Genomic DNA, 18104 nt, shown 5'->3' with positions numbered 1-18104 from the left:
AATGACCAGTTTTCCCTCGACGGCCGCCGCATCCGCATCCCCCATCTGGGGTGGGTACGGATGCGGGAAGCGTTGTGTTTTAGGGGCAAGCTCATCTCCGCTACCGTCTCCCGGGTGGCGGACCGGTGGTTTATCAGCATCACCGTCGCTGCCGACGCTATCCCCCTGCGTCCCGCTGAAAACCAAGGCGCGACCGGGGTGGATTTGGGGGTATCGGCCATGGCAACACTCTCCACAAGGAGAAAAGGTAATCGGTCCCAAGCCGCACAGGGCCTTGCTCAAGCGATTGCGGAGACTCTCTAGAAATCTCTTGCGCAAGAAAAAGGGGTCGGCCAATCGGACCAAAGCCAAGGCTTGGATTTGCAAGGCTGCATGCCAGGATTGCCAATATCCGGCAGGAGGGCTTACACAAGCTCATCTCACGGCTCAGGCGACGATTTCACCGCGTGCTTGTCAAAGAGCTGAAAGTGGGCGGCATGGAGAAGAACCGGTAATCTTGCCTGCTCCCTATCCGACATGGTTTTCTTAAAGTTTCGGCGACAACTGGAGCTGTTCGGCATGGGGGAGGGTCCAGGAAACACTGCCGCTGGCCATTCGCCAGTGGGTGTGCCCGGAGTGTGGAAGCATCCACGACCGGGAGGTGAATGGGGCCAAGAATATCCTGACGCATGGTTTGGCCGTCCTAAACGGCCCTATGGCGAGTTGCGCCAAATGTGAAGCCGGTGGAGAAAAAGCTCTGGCCGCTGTCGCATGACGATGGTAAAACTGTCCTCTGTGAAGCAGGAAGTTAGCTTTGTTCCTCTGTGAGCAGGAACGAGTAAGTCTGACGGAACGGTGTTAGGCTCAAGAAGGATTAACTCTTCTGGCATGGAAAGGGACATCGACCGCACATTGTTTTGTATCCGCACTGCCTCGATGGGTGCCTACACACCACGTGTGCCTGTTGAAAGGAGATACGTCGAGGAAGTTGCCTGGGCAGTTTCCCTGGCTCAAAAAGATAGGCAGAAGGAAAGCAGCTTTGAATACAGGCATACCATGAGAAAACGGCAGAAAAAATGCCAAAAGAGGTTATCCGACCAACGATACCTATAAAAGCGCCAAGGTAAATAGGCGCTTTCGACCTATATCCACAAAAGGATCGTTCTATAGAAAAAATAGAGCGAAATCCAAAATATATTGAAAGAATTGAGAATCTGAGCAGTCTGAACTGCTTTTCCAATTGGGTGCAAGCTCTAATAATTCTATTGCTAGGACCACTTGCAACTTAGCTTCATTTGGTTTCTTTGAGAACTATTTTAATGATTTGTTCCAAAATTCGTACCACAGAGGCTATTTGTTTAAAGCTGATAATCAATGGAGGGGTAAAACTGAGAACATTCCTACAAGGTCCTTCCGTGAGAACAATAATTCCTTTTTGAAGCATCTTTATAACAATTTTTGCGGCAATCTCTGGGGCAGGACATCCTTTTTCATCAACGATATCGACCCCTAAAAACAAACCTCTGCCTCGAGGATTTTTTAAACAGCTATAACGTTTCGATAAGTTGTTAAGCAGCGATAAGAAATATTCCCCTTTTTCTTCGATGGAAAGTTGTTCATGTTTTTTTTCTAATTCCTTGATCTGTTCGATAGCCATACGACAACCAATTGGATTGCCAAGAAATGTGGAAGTATGGATCGCTTCTCCGTCATTTTTAGGCCAGCTATCCATCACATTTCCTCTTCCAATACACGCTGAAATAGGAAAGGCACCAGCCATGGATTTCCCAAGACATATGATATCTGGTATAATCCCAGCTACATCACAACCAAATCTTTTTCCTGTCCGATAAAGGCCAGTAAAAATCTCATCGGCTATGAGCAAAATATTGTGTTTGGTGCTCACCCTACGCAAAAGAGGGAGAAACCAATCCGGTGGCTCAACAACACCTCCCCTTCCTTGAAGCGGTTCGAAAAGAATAGCTCCATAACCCTCGTGAATCATTTTTTCCAATTTTTCTTCGAAAAGTGGCTCACAAAGACAATCCTTTTGAGTCAAACTTTGAGATTTATCAATACAATAAAAACAACTTGGATAGGGAAGAAAAGAAGCAATTGGAGCATATAATCCTTCCAAAGGTTTTCGAAAATCCTCTAGTCCATTGACTGCTAACGCCCCTAAAGAAAGACCATGATATCCACCGTAAAAAGTAATAAATTTGTTTTTTTTTGTATGGAAAAATGCTGTTTTTAATGCAGCTTCTATAGCATCGCTCCCAGTACAGCCTAAGATGACTTTCCCTCTTTGATTTTCCCACTTTTCAAAAGTTATTTGAGAGAGCAATCGACAGAGCTCCACTTTTTCTTTTGAAGGATAGACATCACCCATCACATGCCAAAGTGTGTCTAATTGCTTTATAACAGAACGATAGATTTTTGGGTGGCGATAGCCTAAAGCGGCAACACCAAATCCTCCACTGAGGTCTAAATATTTATTCCCGTCGACATCCCATACGTGAACCCCTTTTGCTTGCTGCCAGAAAATAGGACCATTAGAGGAAATAGCAGTGATGTTATGGCACTCATAACTAGAAAGCTCTTCAGATAATATCCTTGATTTTTTTCCAGGAATATTTTTTTCTTTTCCCATCAGATTTAATTTTTCAAAACTCAGTGGTATATTTGCTGCTTATTAGAGATGCATATTGAACTATCTTCTTTTTGTAGTTGAAGTAAAATATAGAGTGAATCCATAAAAAAGGAAACATTATGGTTGACAATATATCCTTCTCTGAACAGGTACATGAAGACTTTAAAAGTAGTGCTCTAGCAGAATTGCCAAAGGAAATGAGACTTGAGCTGTACAAGACGATGGTTTTGATACGAAGATTTGAAGAAAAATCTTCTCAATCTTTTATGCAGGCAAAAATTAAAGGCTTTTGTCATCTTTCCATTGGACAAGAAGCCATAGCGGTAGGCGTTTGTGCAGCCATAGGGCCTGAAGATGTTGTTATCACTGCCTATAGAGATCATGGCATAGCCCTAGCTCGAGGGATCTCCCCTAAAGCCTGCATGGCTGAACTTTATGGAAAATCAACAGGCACATCCAAAGGGATGGGTGGTTCGATGCATTTTTTTGATAAGAACAAGAAATTCTTCGGTGGTCATGCTATTGTAGCTGCCCAATGTCCCATAGCTGCAGGTGTTGCCTTTGCTCAAAGATATCTTAAAGAGAACACTGTTACGGTGTGTCTTTTGGGTGATGGAGCCGTTAATCAAGGGGTATTTCATGAAACTCTCAATCTTGTTTCCTTATGGAAACTCCCTGTCGTGTATATTATCGAGAATAATCAATATGCAATGGGTACCGAAATTCACAGATCGACTGCTGGTTTACCTCTTGTAAAAAAATCTGTTGCCTATGACATGGCGGGCATGGTTATTGATGGGATGAATGTGGAAGAAGTAAGGAAAAAAGTATTAGAAGCAGCCAATCTTGCTAGAAACGAAAACTGCCCTGTTTTAATTGAAGCAAGGACTTATAGATTTAGGGGTCATTCGATGTCGGATCCTGATACGTATCGAACAAAAGAAGAAATTGCTGAAGCTAAGAAAAGAGATCCAATAGCCCTTTATAGCCAACTACTCTTAGATCAGGGAGTTTTGACAAGAGATCTTATTGCTCAGATTGATAAAGAAATCAAAAAAGTGATTCAAGAAGCTGTGCAATATGCTGAATCAAGTCCTGAACCTGATCTCGAATTGGCAAGGAAAATTTGTTTTGCGGAAGAAGATTCGATCGAGCCGCCTCAAAGGCCCTTGTATGGACTTATCGTCGACTAGGATTTTAAGCACAAACAGCTTAAACTATTTAATAAGAAGGAAGAATCATGGCTACTCTTACTTATCGACAGGCGCTCAATGAAGCATTGAGCGAAGAACTTGAAAGAGATAACACTGTATTTCTTATTGGCGAAGAGGTTGGAGAATACGGAGGAGCTTTTAAAGTTTCTCAAGGACTCTTAAAGAAGTTTGGACCTGAACGGATCATTGATACGCCAATTTCAGAAGCAGCTTTCACAGGCTTAGCCGTTGGCGCGGCAATGTATGGTTTAAGGCCAATCGTTGAGTTCATGAACTGGAGCTTTGCATTGGTTGCTTTTGATCAAATTATAAACAATGCTGGTTCCATCAGATTTATGTCTGGAGGTCAATTTAATTTTCCTATAGTCTTTCGCGGTCCTTCCGGTGGTGGAACTCAAATAGGAGCCACCCATTCTCATGCCCTGGAAAATTGGCTTGCTAATGTTCCAACCTTTACTGTCATCAATCCAGCTTTTCCTGCTGACGCCAAAGGACTATTGAAAAGTGCCATTCGGTCAAACAACCCTGTTTGTTTTTTCGAAGGAGAAAGACTTTATGGAATTCAAGGCGATGTACCCGAAGAAAAAGATTTTCTTGTACCAATTGGAAAGGCACAGATTGTTACCGAAGGGAAAGATGTAACGGTACTGTCTAGCGGTTTTTCAACACACGTCGTGCTTCAAGCCTTAGAAACACTATCCAAGGAGAATATTTCCGTTGAAATGATCGATCTAAGAACCATCAAACCTTACGATTTCGATCTAGTTGCTTCTTCCCTACAAAAAACCAACAGACTTGTCATTGTCGAGGAAGGGAAACCTTTCGCTGGCTGGGGAGCTCAAATTGCTTATGATGTTCAACACCTTTTGTTTGATGAACTCGATGCTCCCATTTATCGAGTTTCAAATTTAGACATTCCCAATCCATACAATGGAAAACTAGAACAAGAGATCCTACCCAATCCCTTAAGAGTTATACAGGCCGTGCACAATGTTTTAAGATAGAAAAACAAATAATTATCGTTGGGTTGAGTATCCAATTTTTTGTTCTAGACGTTCATCTTTAGGAACTCCCAATAAAAGTGCGTCTCTATAGTGCCGTTTAGCTTGAGCTATCAACGGAGGATTATAAGAGATATAGACTAAAGCTAAATCGAAATGAGCCATTCCATCATATGGGTTCAATTCAATAGCTTTATTCAGCTCTTTGGCAGCCAATAATTCTAATCCCCTTGCTTTGTAAATTTCTCCAAGCTCCCTTCTAAGTTTAGCATTTTGAGGATCCAATTTTACGGCTTTTTCGACCGTTTCAGTCGCAGCTGCTAAAGAACCATTCTGAAAATAAAGCTGTCCCAACAAAGCATATGGCATAGGATCTCTAGGAAGGAATTCAACTGCTTTTTTCAAAAACAGAGAGGCCTCAGAATTTTTTTCCATTGCTAGAGCTACAAGGCCTAAATTCAACCATCCAATGCCGTTGGATGGATCAAGACTAAGAACTTTATGATATAGCTCATAGGCTTCCTTATATCTTTTCTCACTGTAAAGCCTTGCTCCTTGATCAAAAAGATTTCGCATCTCTTCCACAACCGATTCCTTTCTGAAAGCCAAGCTTTGCGCAGCTGGCTCCAATTGTCTCTTTTGTTTCAAGGCAGTCATGGATTCTTTAGTAACTCTAGGAGGCAATCTCTCTGCCAAAACCTCTTCTTTTTCTCCTATAAAAGCCAATAATTTATTTGCTTTTTCTAATTCCAAAGCCAAGGCTTCTTTTTCCTCCTCAATCCGCTTTTGTTTGTCCAAAAGTTGGCCAAGGGTTTTTTTAAGAACCATATTTTCCCTCTGAAGAATAGCTAGCTGACCGGTTTCGTTAGGCTTTTGAGATATTTCTTTTTGATTATGTAAACTAGATTGGACATCCTGAAGCTCCTTTTTCAATAGGCTATTTTCTTCCTTTAGCTGTTGAGCGGTTTTTTTTGCCTCCTCCAGAGCTTTTTCCAATTGGTAGGTAAGACTTTTTCGATTCCTTTGTTGATCTTTTATTTGAGGAAGATGGGAGAGTTCTTGTAATGTCATTCCTTGAAAGGCTTGGTTTGTTGTCGATTCCGTTTTGAACGTTTCCGTTCTTGACTTTGGCTGATTGTAAGGGAGATTCTCCAGAAGAGCTTCCTTTTCTTTTCTCAATAATTCTAGTTGCTTGGAGAGGTTGGCTATCTTGTTTTTGAGAGCTTGCAGTTCTTCCAGGCTTACGGATGGTTGTGGATTGACCAACAGACTTAGGTTGTTGTTTTGTTCGAAGTCTTCCAGAAACTTTTTTTTTTCAGTAGTATTCTGAGCATTTAAACGAGAGAGATGCTCGAGCTTTTCCTTGACGTATTTGGTTCGATAGCGGACAATAGCCGTTTCCCATTCTGGATAAGTAGCTCTTAATGAACCAAGTAAACTGTAGGCGATTCGATATTTTTTTTCAGCTTCTATGTAATTTTTTGAAGAAAGAAGACCATCAGCTTCTCTTGTGATAAAATAAGCTTCCAGAAACCAATCCTGAGGTGTTGACACCCCATCTGTTTTTGGAGTAGGAGCTGACTTTTGTATTCTGCCATGACTTTCTAGAGGTTGAAAGAAAAAAAGAAAGAAAGAAAAAACAATCAAAAAAACAGTCTTTTTAAGAATCTTATTCAGAATAAGCCCTATTTTTTCTTTATTTTTAATGTCTGGCATTTTTTGCTTATTGAAAATTGTCTAAGCAATACAATATCTTTGGAAAAAAAGAAGCTTCAAGCTCTTTCTCCAAGAGTCAGAGAGAGTAGCCTCTTTTTTCCATTGGTTGTTTTTTGGTTGTGATAAAAAACAACTTTGAGTTAATTTTGTTTCTTTTAAGTAAACAATATTCAATAATTTCACATTGATAATAGAGAGAGAACTACATTATGATTTTTAATGGGTTAATAAAAAAAAAGCATTCTTTACAGAAAATATAAGATCATTTAAAAACAGTAACTAATCCTCAATGAAAGAAATCACCATGCCTTTGTTGAGCCCTTCGATGTCCGAAGGGCAGATTGTTAGATGGTTAAAAAAAGAAGGAGACCCTATCCAAGAAGGAGAAGTGATTGCGGAAATTGAAACTGATAAAGCAATCATGGATTTAGAAGCTTTCGAATCTGGTGTCCTTAAAAAAATTCTTCTTCCAGAGGGGGGAAGAGCTCCAGTCAACGCTCCTATTGCCTTAATAGAACCGGAAGCGGAAGAAGCCATTTCGGCTCCGCAAGTTCAAAAAGAAGCAATGGAGGGGAGAGAAACTAGTTCTTTGACAAAACCAGTGGGCCAACTCAGAGAAGTTACCAAAAAAGAGCCTTCCCAAAGAATAAAATCTTCTCCTTTAGCTAGGAAAATTGCCCAAGAGGAAGGTGTTGAACTTTCCTCAATTCAAGGAACGGGTCCTGGTGGCAGAATTCTAAAAAGGGATGTTTTGAGTTCTTTAGAACAAAAAGCTCTAGAACAGAAAGAAAAGCTCCCTATTCAAAAGCCTCCTGGTATTTCTGCTGCTCCACAACCTGGTTTGTCCGAGACCAAAATTCCTCTTTCAATGATGAGGGAAAAAATCGCAAAACGTCTTTTAGAGAGCAAGACTACCATTCCCCATTTTTATCTAGAAACAGAAATCTTCGTTAGCTCTCTTTCGCGATTGAGAAATGAGCTTAATCTTTATTATTCTCAACATGAGCAACCATGGAAATTTACTTACAACGACTTCTTCTTAAAGGCTACCGTTGAAGCTGTAAAAAAAGTACCGTCCGTCAATGCTTCCTGGAACATTGATTCTATTTTAAAACATAACATTATCAATATTGCTCTGGCCGTTGCATTAGAGGATGGACTTATCACCCCTGTCATCAAAAATGCCCAAGATAAGTCTCTCATGACCCTATCGAAAGAAGCAAAGGAGCTTATACAAAAAGCCCAAGAAAGAAAACTCTCCCCAGAAGAGTACATGGGGGGGACCATTACCGTATCGAATTTAGGAATGTATGGCATTGATAACTTTTTTGCCATTATTGACCCTCCTCAAGCAATGATACTGGCAATAGGTGCAGTTGTAAAAAAGCCCCTAATCGATTCTCAGAACAATATTATTGTAGGGGAAGTTGTAAGAGTCACTGCCTCATGTGACCACAGGGTAATTGATGGAGCAACAGGAGCAAAATTTTTAAAGGAATTTAAGTCATTATTGGAAAATCCGCTCTCCATGCTAGTCTAAAAAAACCCATCTATGAATACACTGGATTTGATTATTCTTGGTGGAGGTCCTGCTGGCTATGTCGCTGCCTTAAGAGCCTCTCAGTTAGGTAAAAAAGTGGCTGTTGTCGAAGCAGATAAATTAGGAGGCGTGTGTTCCAATTGGGGATGCATCCCTTCAAAAACCTTACTTAAAACAGCTGAGTTTATGGAAAGATGCCGAAAAGCTGATGCCTTTGGACTGGAAATTTCAGGACTAAAATTCGATTATAGTAAAGTGATTGCCCGAAGCAGGCAATCTGCAAATCGCATGTCTTCTGGTGTAGAATATTTGTTTAAATCAAGAGGAATTCAATGGATTAAAGCCAAAGGCAAAATTAACAAAGATAAAAAAATAAGAATGACTTTTGCTGATGGGAAAACTGAAGAACTTTCTGCCCCTTATATTCTTCTTTCCACAGGATGTAAAGCAAAAACTTTACCTTTTATCAAAGTCGATGGCAAAATGATCCTTACAAGCCGAGAGGCTTTAGAAACTACCAGACTTCCCAAAAAAATTATCATTGTTGGAGGAGGCGCCATAGGGGTAGAATTTGCCTATTTTTATAAGTGTATGGGATCTGAAGTCATTATTGTTGAAATGGCTTCGGACATACTCCCTGGAACAGACAGTGAAATTTCTAAAGCCTTGCAAAAAAGTTTCTCAAAAAAGGGCATCACCATCTATTGTTCAACGGTTGTAGAAAAATGTTGGAATATTAAAGAGAAAATTCATGTAAGATTGAAAGGGGCGGTTAACGAAACAATCGAGTCTGAAGCTATGCTTCTTGCTATTGGAGTTTCAGCTCATCTAGAAGATATTTTGGAACCCGATTTTGAACTTCAAACCCAAAATGGATTTATTGCTGTTGACGAAAAATATCAAACCTCAGTAGATGGCATCTTCGCAGCTGGAGATATTATTGGCCCACCGTTACTGGCTCATGCTGCCTTTAGAGAAGGATGGGAAGCAATTGAGTGCATCTTTCTTGGAAAAACCTCCACAAGACCTCACTTTGTTCCTTCCTGCGTTTATTGCCAACCTCAAGTTGCTACTGTTGGGATGACTGAAGAGGAAGTCAAAAAAGCAAACATTCCATATAAGGTTGCTAAATACCCATACAGTGCTAATGGAAAGGCTGTTGCCTCTGGTGAAATAGAAGGATTTGTCAAATTGCTCATTAGCGACCCTGAAAGAGAAATTCTAGGAGCACACATTATAGGGGAGGATGCAAGCGAACTGATTGGTGAATTTTCTCTAGCAAAAACCTTAGAGAGCACAGCCGAAGAGCTATTCCTAGCCATTCATCCACATCCAACTTTATCAGAAATGATTGGAGAAGTTGCACTTCTTGCAGAAGGTAAGGGACTCCATCTTTAGTTTGGATGTTACTAGAAATGCCAGCTAATTGCACTTGACTTAAAACAGAAAAAATTTTTAACTGGATAGAAGACTATTCTTGGTGAAAGAAAATTAGTATAATAATTAATCGAATAGGATTAAAAAAGGAGAGAAGTATGAGTAAAAGAATTGGTTTTGTAGGCGTAGGAAGAATGGGAGCCAATATGGCCAGACGCCTTCATGATTTAAAATATCCTGTTACTGTTGTCTACGACATTAATCAAAAAGCCGCAGAAGAACTAGCAAAAGAAATAGGAGCAGAAGCAACAAACAAACTTGCTAGAGTTACAGAGCTGGCTGATGTGATTTTCACAGTGGTTTCCGATGACGCTGCGATGTATAAAATTTTTGCTAAAAATGGGGACAGTCTTTTGATTGGAGCCAAAGGAAAAATATTTATCAATACCGCCACTATTTCCCCAAAAACTCATATAGAAATTGGCAAACTTTGTGAAGAAGTAGGAGCCGAAGCTATAGAAGCATGCATGGCTTCAAGTATCCCTCAAGCAAGAAGTGGTACGTTATATTTTATGCTTGGTGGCAAAAAACAGGTTGTTGATGAAGTCGAACCTATACTCAAAGACATGTCGTCCTCGAGGCGTTATTGTGGTGAATTAGGTTCAGCAGCAAAAGTCAAAGCCCTTGTGAACATGGTGATGAACATCAATACTGCCGCTCTAGCTGAAGGCCTAGGACTAGCAAAAGCTCTCAACCTCGATTTAAATATGATTAGAGAAGTCTTTTCGCAAACAGGAGCCAACTCCAGAGTGTTGGAGACAGATGGAGAAGATATGCAAAATAGAGAACATGCTTGTTTCTTCTCTGCTGAACATGCCTTGAAAGACAGCGGCATTGCTCTTAATTTAGCCAAAGAAGCTGGATTGAACCTACCACTTGCCCAAGCCACTTATAACCAATATCAAAGACTGGTTAAAAAAGGATTTGGTCAATACGATAAATCCGCCATATCCGAGTTGACATTTCCAGACCGTCACGGATTAGATAAAGACTAAATCTAAATTACTCTTTGTCTAAAACCTTCATTCTAGACAAGGAGTAAACGAAAAAGAGGGATTAGAACCATTAATTCATTTTCTGGCTTCAACCACCACTTGGAAAGGGCTTGGTTTCCACCTAGAAAAGTTCACAGCTTGTGAAACGGTACTAGAACCCAACGCCTTTGAGGGGAAATATCCATTGCAGAGGAAATGGGATTGATGGAGTAGCTCAAACAGAAGCCCATAAAAGATGCCTTACAAACTCATAGGGGAGGTAAAAGCCTCCCCTATCTATTGCTTGCTTTGGCAGCTAAAATAAGAAAGAAGGAATCATCACTCCCCCTCAAGTAGAGAACCAACTTGGATTCTCCACATAGAAACGACCAGCAGCCTCTAAGTTATAATTAAAAGCTTTTTTTCTTCAAAAGATAGGAAAAATGTCACGATTCAATATAATCTTTTAAAAGTGGTTGGTAGAGGCTATCTGTTTTTGCTGCCATAATAAAATCGTTGCGATGTAATCCGTTGATCTTGTGGGTCCACCACCACACTGTAACTTTTCCCCATTCCGTCAAAATAGAAGGATGATGCTTTTCATTCTCAGCAAGTTTTCCAACTCTTTCGGTAAAGATCAAAGCCGATGCAAAATCAGGGAACTCATATTTTCTTTCCAACATTTCTACCCCATTTTTTTCGACAATTTTCCATTCTGGAATTTGCCTACTTAGTATTTCCTTCTCTTCTGGTGTCACTTTGGGGGCATCTCCACGGCACGCAACACATTTTTCTTCAGAAAGATTCTCTCCCATAATACTTACATTGTATCCAATGTCTAAAACTAAGCAATAGCCTTGAACAATACAAACTCAACTAAGTTTGAAAACCTTAAGAACCTCTCTTTCGGTTATTTTGGAGCTACATTATATACTTTTAGTACATTGAGCAAGGCGTCAGCGCATTTTGTTACATATACCATAGAGCTTTGTTCTTGACCTTCAAATCCTTTAGGGGCGGGATATGCTTTGGAAAATGCTATCATTTTAAGTTTCCTCGATGAATCCAATTCCATCGTATAAAAAGCGGCCAGAGGAGCCCATAATATAGCCCCATCTACTTTTCCTGCTAAAAGATCTTCCACTGGTTTTCCTAGTTCTCTTTCTTTGTCAGGATATACTTTAGGTTTGGCATGAAGCAAGCTAGCTATTTCTTTTCCAGAACTATTATCGAGAACAGCAAGTGTAGAGCCAGCAAGTTTACTGTCTTCTGCAGATGAGTAATTCTTTGAAGTACCATCAAAAACTAAAACATATTGGCTTTGATATCCCGTCAATTTAGGAAGAACGGCTCTGAGCCAATGAGGGTCAGCTTCCACTATAGCACATGATTTCTTATCTATATTTATCTGACCAGAGGTGCCTCCGGCCTGTTCGGAAGCAGCAACTTTACAATACCTTACAAAGGTAATAATCTTCCATATTTCGTCATCGGTCAGCACTCCACCAAACATTCTTGGCATCGTTTGTTGAGGAATCTGTCCTTTAATGAGTTTAAATAGGGTCTGATCGTCGCTACCAAAAACCCACGTATCATCTATAAAAGAAGGGCACATCCCACCGCCACCCCCTGCTCCATGACAACCGTTACATCCCATCTTAAAGTATAATTCTTTACCCTGAGAAACGACCGTTTTATCTGATGGAGTATAAGGATTTTTTGCTTGGGCAAAAAGACTACTCAATGGCAACAAAGACAACATTAAATAAACAATGCTAATTTTTTTCATTCTTAGCTCTGATAAATAAAAGTTAATATTGTTAGTTGATGTTTTTTGCTGAAACTTCGTGGCCTTTTCCGATATTCGTGTTTTGTTCGATATCAGCTGTAGTTTTTAGCAATGGAACACCATATTCTTCAAGAACCTGTAAAATTTCTCCATGTTTCGAATCGATAACCTGATCAAGTTTGTTTTTAAGCTCTTGATCCCCCTTTTTGACCCCCATGGAAATGTCAAAGGCCATTGGAATTCTCGGATTATTACTTGTCAAAGGAACCATGATTAAGGCAGAACCCTTCTTTTTGATGTAAAAACCTGCCACTGGTCCCCAGACAAGACCAATATCAATTTTATCACTTAAAACCTCTTCAACGATTTTCCCAGGGGAATCTTCAGGATGGAACACAGGATCAAAGAATGGAGAATATCCAACAACATTTTCTATAATCCCTTTTTCAGCAAGAAGTTGATGGGGCGGACTGTTTATCAACACTCCTATTTTTAAATGCTTCAAAGCGGGATCATCCAAGGATTGAATATTTAAGCCCTTATCTTTCTTATAAACCATTACATAGGAAGTCCTATAATAAGGTTTTGTAGTTAGCACTTGCCCCCAAGTTGACGGCACTCCAATAATCACATTGCATTTTCCTATTTTCAACGTATTTCGAACAAGACCACGTTGATGAGCAAACCAATAATAAGATAGAGGAACATGCAGTGAATCGGCTACGATCTGAGCGATTTTATTCTCAAATCCTTCCAATTTTTGATTCGAAAAAGGAAGATTTCCTGGATCAGCACAGGAACAGATTTCCTCTGCCTTGCATACGAACCCTATAAAAAACACAAAGAGCAGGCTAAATGATAATATCTTTAGCCTATGTAAAAAATGAAACCTTAACCCACCCATTTTTGCTCCTTTTCCTTTTCTAGAACCTATCCCCTATCCTCTATCTCTTCAAGGATTATATCCGCTTTTCCCTAGAGGCTTAGACTGATTAAAAAAAGCCAATCCGATTCTTCTAAAAAAGTTTTGATTTGTAACGTGCTTCTGCCTTTTTCGCAAAGCAACAAATCGCTTTGTTCAAGGCTATCCAGCCGCTGCCTTACAAACAAACGAGTTTCTAGGCAGCGGCTAGATAAAGTCAATTTTCAATGGAAGATTATTCTAACGAAAACACGTAGAGCTCTCCACCAATCGTAGTAGCTTTCGGAAGGCCGGCTTGATAAGCAACTCCAACAGCCCCAAGACCCGCATAAGGATCATCGGGAGGAAGATTTTGAGCCACTGCAATCCCAAACCATCCTCCAACTCCAGAATAGACAGCGACGTATTGCTTTTTATCAGGACCCAAATAGGTAATTGGATTCCCGATAATTCCAGAGCCCAATTTCTGTTGCCAAAGAACCTTACCAGTCTTGATATCTACCGCCTTAAACCATCCATCCATCGTTCCATAGAACGCAAGCCCACCGGCTGTAACCACCGGCCCACTCCATACAGGGAAATGCTCATGAATCTCCCAAACTCTCTTCCCTTTAAGAGCATCATAGCAGATAAAAGCTCCATAATAATCATCCTTACCTTCATGCCCAGAATACATGAGCACATTCGCACCCACATAAGGAGCCCCAGCCGTATAGGTCGCCTCAACCCCTTCATAATTCATACACATATTGTTGGTTGGCACATAAAATAACCCTGTTTGAGGAGAAAAGGCCGCAGGCTGTTGATCCTTGCCTCCCATAGAATTTGGACAAATCCCTTTGGTATCAACTCCCTGTTTCGTCCTTTTTTCTGGGATTTCAACAGGTCTATCGTTTTCTTTGCTTATTTCTTTAGCCCAATTAACATAAACAAAGGGTTGTGCTTCTATTAACTGACCTGTCCTTCTATCCAAGACATACCCAAACCCATTTCTATCGAAATGAACAAGACAGGGTGTTTTCTTCCCTTTTACAGTTAAATCAGGAAGAATCATTTCGTTGATCCCGTCATAATCCCAAGCATCCCAAGGAGTCATCTGATAAGCCCACCTAGCTTTTCCAGTATCAGGCCTTCTAGCAAAAATAGTGCAGGACCACTTGTTGTCTCCTCCTTTTCTTTGTTCCGCATTCCAGGTACCAGGATTGCCTGTCCCATAGTAAAATAAATCAAGGGCAGGATCATAACTGTACCATCCCCATGTAGTCCCTCCACCCAGTTTCCATTGTTCCCCTGGCCAGGTTTTAGTTCCATCCCCTGGACCACCATGCTTTGGAAACTCTTTATTGAAGTCAGAATCTAACAGAACCTCTTCATCCGGGCCTTGGCTGTAAGCTAACCATACCCTATTGCCTGTATTGATATCATAGGCTCCTACCCTGCCTCTGACCCCGAATTCTCCTCCAGATACCCCAACCAGAATCTTATCTTTAACGACCAAGGGTGCTCCTGTAAGGGTCTCTCCCTTAGTCACATCTGCATGCTTCGTTTTCCAGAGTTCTTTTCCGGTATTCGCATCAAGGGCAATAATTTGACCGTCCAAAGTTACCATGAATATTTTTCCATTCGCATAGGCAAGACCTCTGTTCACCACGTCACAGCAAGCAACTGCCACCGCTTGACTATTCTGTACAGGGGTATATTGCCATTTGATCGCGTAGGGTTTTTGAGTCAAATCAAGGGCGTAGACATGGTTAGGATAGGCCGAATGGACATACATTGTCGTGCCTACTACCAATGGTCCACCTTCGTGTCCACGCAAAGCCCCGGTTGAAAAACTCCAGGCAAGTCGGAGACGGGACACATTTTTGGTATTGATTTGATTCAGTTCACTATACCGCGTATTTGCGTAATTTTTGTTTTGCATGACCCATTGGCCGGGTTCTTTTTCAAGTTTAATCAACTCGTCATTCGCTTTTGCAAGCGATAAAGAACCAATCAAGCCAAAAGCTGCCAACAATGCCGCATTCTTAGCCACAGCATACTTTTTAGGCTTTTTTATTTTCACTGTCATCGCTTCCTCCTATTATTAATTCTATGGTGCCTTCCATTTACCACTCTAGTGAGTTAAGTCAATAACAAATGTAATGTTTTCATTGACAGACAACAAAAAAAGCTGTCTTTCGGTTTCATCAGATCTTATTCACTTGAGTGTTTTTGCTAGCATTATCACTTATATAATTTTTTTCACAAAATGAAGCTTTTTTTTCGAGAAGGTTTATTTAGTTATAAATCCTATAGAATTGCCTTTATCGGTCAGTCGGTCTCTTTTATCGGCAGCTGGATCCATTTTATCGGCCAGAGTTGGCTTGCCTACCAGTTGACTCATTCGCCAATAGGGCTTGGAATGATTGGTTTTGGATCGACCATCCCATCTCTTCTTTTTTCCATTTTATCTGGAATGACCGCCGATAGGTTTTCAAAATTAAAAATTCTTATATTGAGTCAATTTTCCAACTGCTGTCTGTCTTTCCTTCTAGGGCTATTAAGTTATCTAAAAATGATAAACTTCTACGAACTCCTTCTGCTTTCCTTTGCAATGGGTGTTTTCAATAATCTAGAGCTTCCCTCCAGGCAAACCCTCCTCCTTTCTTATCTTCCAAATAATGAGATTAAAAGAGCCATTGCCATGAACGCTTTTCTTTTCAATTCAGCACGGCTTATAGGGCCAGCGGTAGCTGGCATTATCCTCCCACTGTATGGACCTTCTATTTGCTTTTTTATAAATGGAATTTCCTATATCCTTTCTATTGGTTCTTTTATTTGGGCTTCAGCAAAAAATGAACGGAGCAAAGACCAGCCTTCCGGTCATTCAACAAAGAAGAACTTTTTTGTCCTTATTTCTAACCCTGCAGTTTTTTATCCCTCTATCCTCCTAGGCATTGTTACTCTTTTTGGTTGGTCCTATTCAGTGCTTCTCCCTTATATCTCTTCGCAGATATATCATCAGGGATCTAAAGGATTGGCTCTCTTCTACAGTTCTAATGGCTTTGGAGCTATTAGCGCAGCTCTCTTGATATCTTTTTTCCCTAACCGCTTCAGTTCATCAACCTTGCAAAGTCTCTCTATGATCCTATTTTCTTTTTCTCTTTTTCTTTTCTCCTTTTTTCCCCCATTTTTCTTTTCCATTCTAATTGTTTCATTTCTGGGTTTTAGTCTTTCCCTTTTTGTCTCAGCGACCACAATGTTCCTTCAAGAAAGAATCTCCGATTCCATGCGGGGAATGACTTTCGGACTTACTACTTTTTTTTTCCAAGGTTTCTTTGCCATCGGAAATCTCTTAATGGGGTCTTTGGCTCAATTCCTTGGTACAAAATTGAGTCTAATGATTGGGTCAGTCATTTGTTTTACGGCGTTTTTTTCTCTGCGCATCCGTTCTGAATAATGAGGAAGTATTCCTCATTGAGCCTATATTTTTTAGAGCAACTTTTTTTACTTTCTATTTTTTTTCTAAAAAAAATCCTTTTATGCCTTTCTCTCCAATTAACACCCTTTTTTTGGATGTCGGAGGGGTACTCTTAACGAATGGATGGGATACTACTGGAAGAAAAAAGGCAGCTGAGGTTTTTGGGCTAGATCCTGTAGAATTTGAAGAAAGGCATCATTTAACTTTCGACACGTATGAACAAGGAAAGCTAACTTTGCATGAGTATTTAAAAAGAACGGTTTTCTATCAAAATCGCCCGTTTAGCATGGAGGATTTCAGGCAATTTATGTTTAGCCTCTCCCGTCCTTATCCAGAAATGATAGAACTAATCAAGAATCTGAAAAATAAATATAACTTAAGGTTAGCGGTTTTAAGCAATGAAGGTAGAGAGCTGCAAATTTATAGGATTCAAAAATTTGGACTTTATAACCTTATCGATTATTTCATCGTTTCTTCTTTTGTGCACCTTAGAAAACCTGACGTGGATATTTTTCAATTGGCCCTTGATGTATCTCAGTCTCCTCCACAATCTGTGCTTTATATAGAAGATCGACCAATGTTCGTCGACATTGCCCGCAGCCTTGGTATTGAGGCTATTAGACATGAATGCTTTGAAAAAACAAAAGCGGCATTAGCTTCTTTTGGGCTTGTTTCTTGAGTTGCTATCAATGGGTATTTTTTTAGAGACTATTAAGCCTTTTCATGAAGGTTAAGCTCTATAAAGGTCTTGTTCTATTTGCAAGGAACAAAAAGATTGGCTATTCTATTAAACAGATACCAAGGGGATGTCGCCGCTCGGGGCTATAAGCACCGAGAGGAAAGTCCGGACTCTTCAAGGCAACAATCCATTGGAAACAATGGGCTTGAATTGGCGAAAGCCATTCAAGACGGAGAGTGTCACAGAAAAAATACCGCCCAAAGAGAACTTTGGGTAAGGGTGAAAAGGCGGGGTAAGAGCCCACCGCATGGATGGTAACATCCATGGCAGGACAAACCCATTGTGGAGCAAGGTCAAGCAGGGACAATGGTAGCCTTGCCATTCTCAAATCTCAAAGTTAGATTTGAGATGTCCCAGGTAGACCGCACCGCTCCTTGATTGAGCGGATCCCTCAGGGATAGACAGATGGCGACAAATCCAGGAGACTGGATTACAGAATCCGGCTTATTCCCCTCGGTATCTTTTCTCTTATTTTTGCTTTAAAGAAGTATTCTATCTAAAATCCTCTCTGCAATTCGGCATTGCAACTTGCTTTGGGTAGGTAAGTCAAAAGGGCTAAACACTTTGTTCTTTGCTGCGGTTCACCCCCCCCTCCACTGTTTTGAAGGGCTAGAAGCTATAGAGGGTAAAACAATTGATCCATCGATTAAGCATCACAAAGAAGCTACCATAGCAGAGGG

General features: G+C 40.5%; 15 protein-coding genes, 1 other RNA gene and 1 pseudogene. 11 read left to right on the top strand and 6 right to left on the bottom strand.

Features of this window, described 5'->3' with window-relative positions:
- The 3 genes and pseudogenes from A7Q09_RS11505 to A7Q09_RS07505 form a co-directional block, all read left to right on the top strand.
- Positions 1 to 303: pseudogene (locus tag A7Q09_RS11505) on the top strand (RNA-guided endonuclease TnpB family protein); the annotation flags it as partial.
- 277 nt (positions 304 to 580) lie between these two features.
- Entirely contained in the window at positions 581 to 754 is a 174-nt protein-coding gene (locus tag A7Q09_RS11500; RefSeq protein WP_394346629.1) for a zinc ribbon domain-containing protein, read from the top strand.
- Between the two features lie 113 nt (positions 755 to 867).
- Complete coding sequence (locus tag A7Q09_RS07505; RefSeq protein ID WP_134390803.1) at positions 868 to 1092, top strand: hypothetical protein; 225 nt, start codon at positions 868 to 870, stop codon at positions 1090 to 1092.
- 178 nt (positions 1093 to 1270) lie between these two features.
- Here A7Q09_RS07505 and A7Q09_RS07500 read toward each other — a convergent pair whose 3' ends face one another.
- Positions 1271 to 2629: an aspartate aminotransferase family protein gene (locus A7Q09_RS07500; protein WP_134390801.1), complete on the bottom strand. Its 1359-nt coding sequence runs from the start codon at positions 2627 to 2629 to the stop codon at positions 1271 to 1273.
- 119 nt (positions 2630 to 2748) lie between these two features.
- Here A7Q09_RS07500 and pdhA point away from each other — a divergent pair, with 119 nt between their 5' ends.
- On the top strand, positions 2749 to 3822 hold the full coding sequence (gene pdhA, locus A7Q09_RS07495) for a pyruvate dehydrogenase (acetyl-transferring) E1 component subunit alpha (protein ID WP_134390800.1): 1074 nt from the start codon (positions 2749 to 2751) through the stop codon (positions 3820 to 3822).
- Between the two features lie 47 nt (positions 3823 to 3869).
- Positions 3870 to 4847 (top strand): alpha-ketoacid dehydrogenase subunit beta, encoded by a 978-nt coding sequence (locus A7Q09_RS07490; RefSeq protein WP_134390798.1) that lies wholly within the window; start codon positions 3870 to 3872, stop codon positions 4845 to 4847.
- Between the two features lie 12 nt (positions 4848 to 4859).
- Here A7Q09_RS07490 and A7Q09_RS07485 read toward each other — a convergent pair whose 3' ends face one another.
- The gene (locus tag A7Q09_RS07485; RefSeq protein WP_134390796.1) at positions 4860 to 6560 is read right to left on the bottom strand and encodes a tetratricopeptide repeat protein; all 1701 of its coding nucleotides are present in this window, start codon (positions 6558 to 6560) and stop codon (positions 4860 to 4862) included.
- 289 nt (positions 6561 to 6849) lie between these two features.
- Between A7Q09_RS07485 and A7Q09_RS07480 the strand changes: the two genes are divergently transcribed.
- The 3 genes from A7Q09_RS07480 (at position 6850) to A7Q09_RS07470 (ending at position 10532) form a co-directional block, all read left to right on the top strand.
- Positions 6850 to 8100, top strand: coding sequence for a pyruvate dehydrogenase complex dihydrolipoamide acetyltransferase (locus tag A7Q09_RS07480; protein ID WP_134390794.1), 1251 nt, complete (start codon positions 6850 to 6852; stop codon positions 8098 to 8100).
- A 12-nt stretch (positions 8101 to 8112) separates the two neighbouring features.
- The gene (gene lpdA, locus A7Q09_RS07475) at positions 8113 to 9498 is read left to right on the top strand and encodes a dihydrolipoyl dehydrogenase (protein ID WP_134390792.1); all 1386 of its coding nucleotides are present in this window, start codon (positions 8113 to 8115) and stop codon (positions 9496 to 9498) included.
- Between the two features lie 137 nt (positions 9499 to 9635).
- Positions 9636 to 10532, top strand: coding sequence for an NAD(P)-dependent oxidoreductase (locus tag A7Q09_RS07470; protein WP_134390790.1), 897 nt, complete (start codon positions 9636 to 9638; stop codon positions 10530 to 10532).
- A gap of 425 nt (positions 10533 to 10957) precedes the next feature.
- Here the strand turns inward: A7Q09_RS07470 and A7Q09_RS07465 are convergent, their stop codons facing one another.
- From A7Q09_RS07465 to A7Q09_RS07450, 4 genes are all read right to left on the bottom strand, one after another.
- Complete coding sequence (locus A7Q09_RS07465; RefSeq protein ID WP_134390788.1) at positions 10958 to 11326, bottom strand: 4a-hydroxytetrahydrobiopterin dehydratase; 369 nt, start codon at positions 11324 to 11326, stop codon at positions 10958 to 10960.
- A 95-nt stretch (positions 11327 to 11421) separates the two neighbouring features.
- Positions 11422 to 12300: a c-type cytochrome gene (locus A7Q09_RS07460; protein ID WP_134390786.1), complete on the bottom strand. Its 879-nt coding sequence runs from the start codon at positions 12298 to 12300 to the stop codon at positions 11422 to 11424.
- Between the two features lie 31 nt (positions 12301 to 12331).
- Complete coding sequence (locus tag A7Q09_RS07455; RefSeq protein WP_134390784.1) at positions 12332 to 13204, bottom strand: substrate-binding domain-containing protein; 873 nt, start codon at positions 13202 to 13204, stop codon at positions 12332 to 12334.
- Positions 13205 to 13457: 253 nt separating this feature from the next.
- On the bottom strand, positions 13458 to 15293 hold the full coding sequence (locus A7Q09_RS07450; protein WP_134390782.1) for a methanol/ethanol family PQQ-dependent dehydrogenase: 1836 nt from the start codon (positions 15291 to 15293) through the stop codon (positions 13458 to 13460).
- A gap of 180 nt (positions 15294 to 15473) precedes the next feature.
- Between A7Q09_RS07450 and A7Q09_RS07445 the strand changes: the two genes are divergently transcribed.
- The 3 genes from A7Q09_RS07445 to rnpB all read left to right on the top strand — a co-directional run bounded on the left by A7Q09_RS07445 (position 15474) and on the right by rnpB (position 17887).
- Complete coding sequence (locus A7Q09_RS07445) at positions 15474 to 16664, top strand: MFS transporter (protein WP_134390780.1); 1191 nt, start codon at positions 15474 to 15476, stop codon at positions 16662 to 16664.
- A gap of 82 nt (positions 16665 to 16746) precedes the next feature.
- The gene (locus A7Q09_RS07440) at positions 16747 to 17364 is read left to right on the top strand and encodes an HAD family hydrolase (protein ID WP_134390778.1); all 618 of its coding nucleotides are present in this window, start codon (positions 16747 to 16749) and stop codon (positions 17362 to 17364) included.
- Positions 17365 to 17481: 117 nt separating this feature from the next.
- Positions 17482 to 17887: RNase P RNA component class A (gene rnpB / locus A7Q09_RS07435), an RNA gene on the top strand.
- Positions 17888 to 18104 lie beyond the last annotated feature (217 nt).

Origin of the sequence: Methylacidiphilum sp. Yel, from assembly GCF_004421185.1 — a bacterium.
GTDB lineage: Bacteria > Verrucomicrobiota > Verrucomicrobiia > Methylacidiphilales > Methylacidiphilaceae > Methylacidiphilum.
This window is presented reverse-complemented; position numbering and strand designations above follow the sequence as displayed.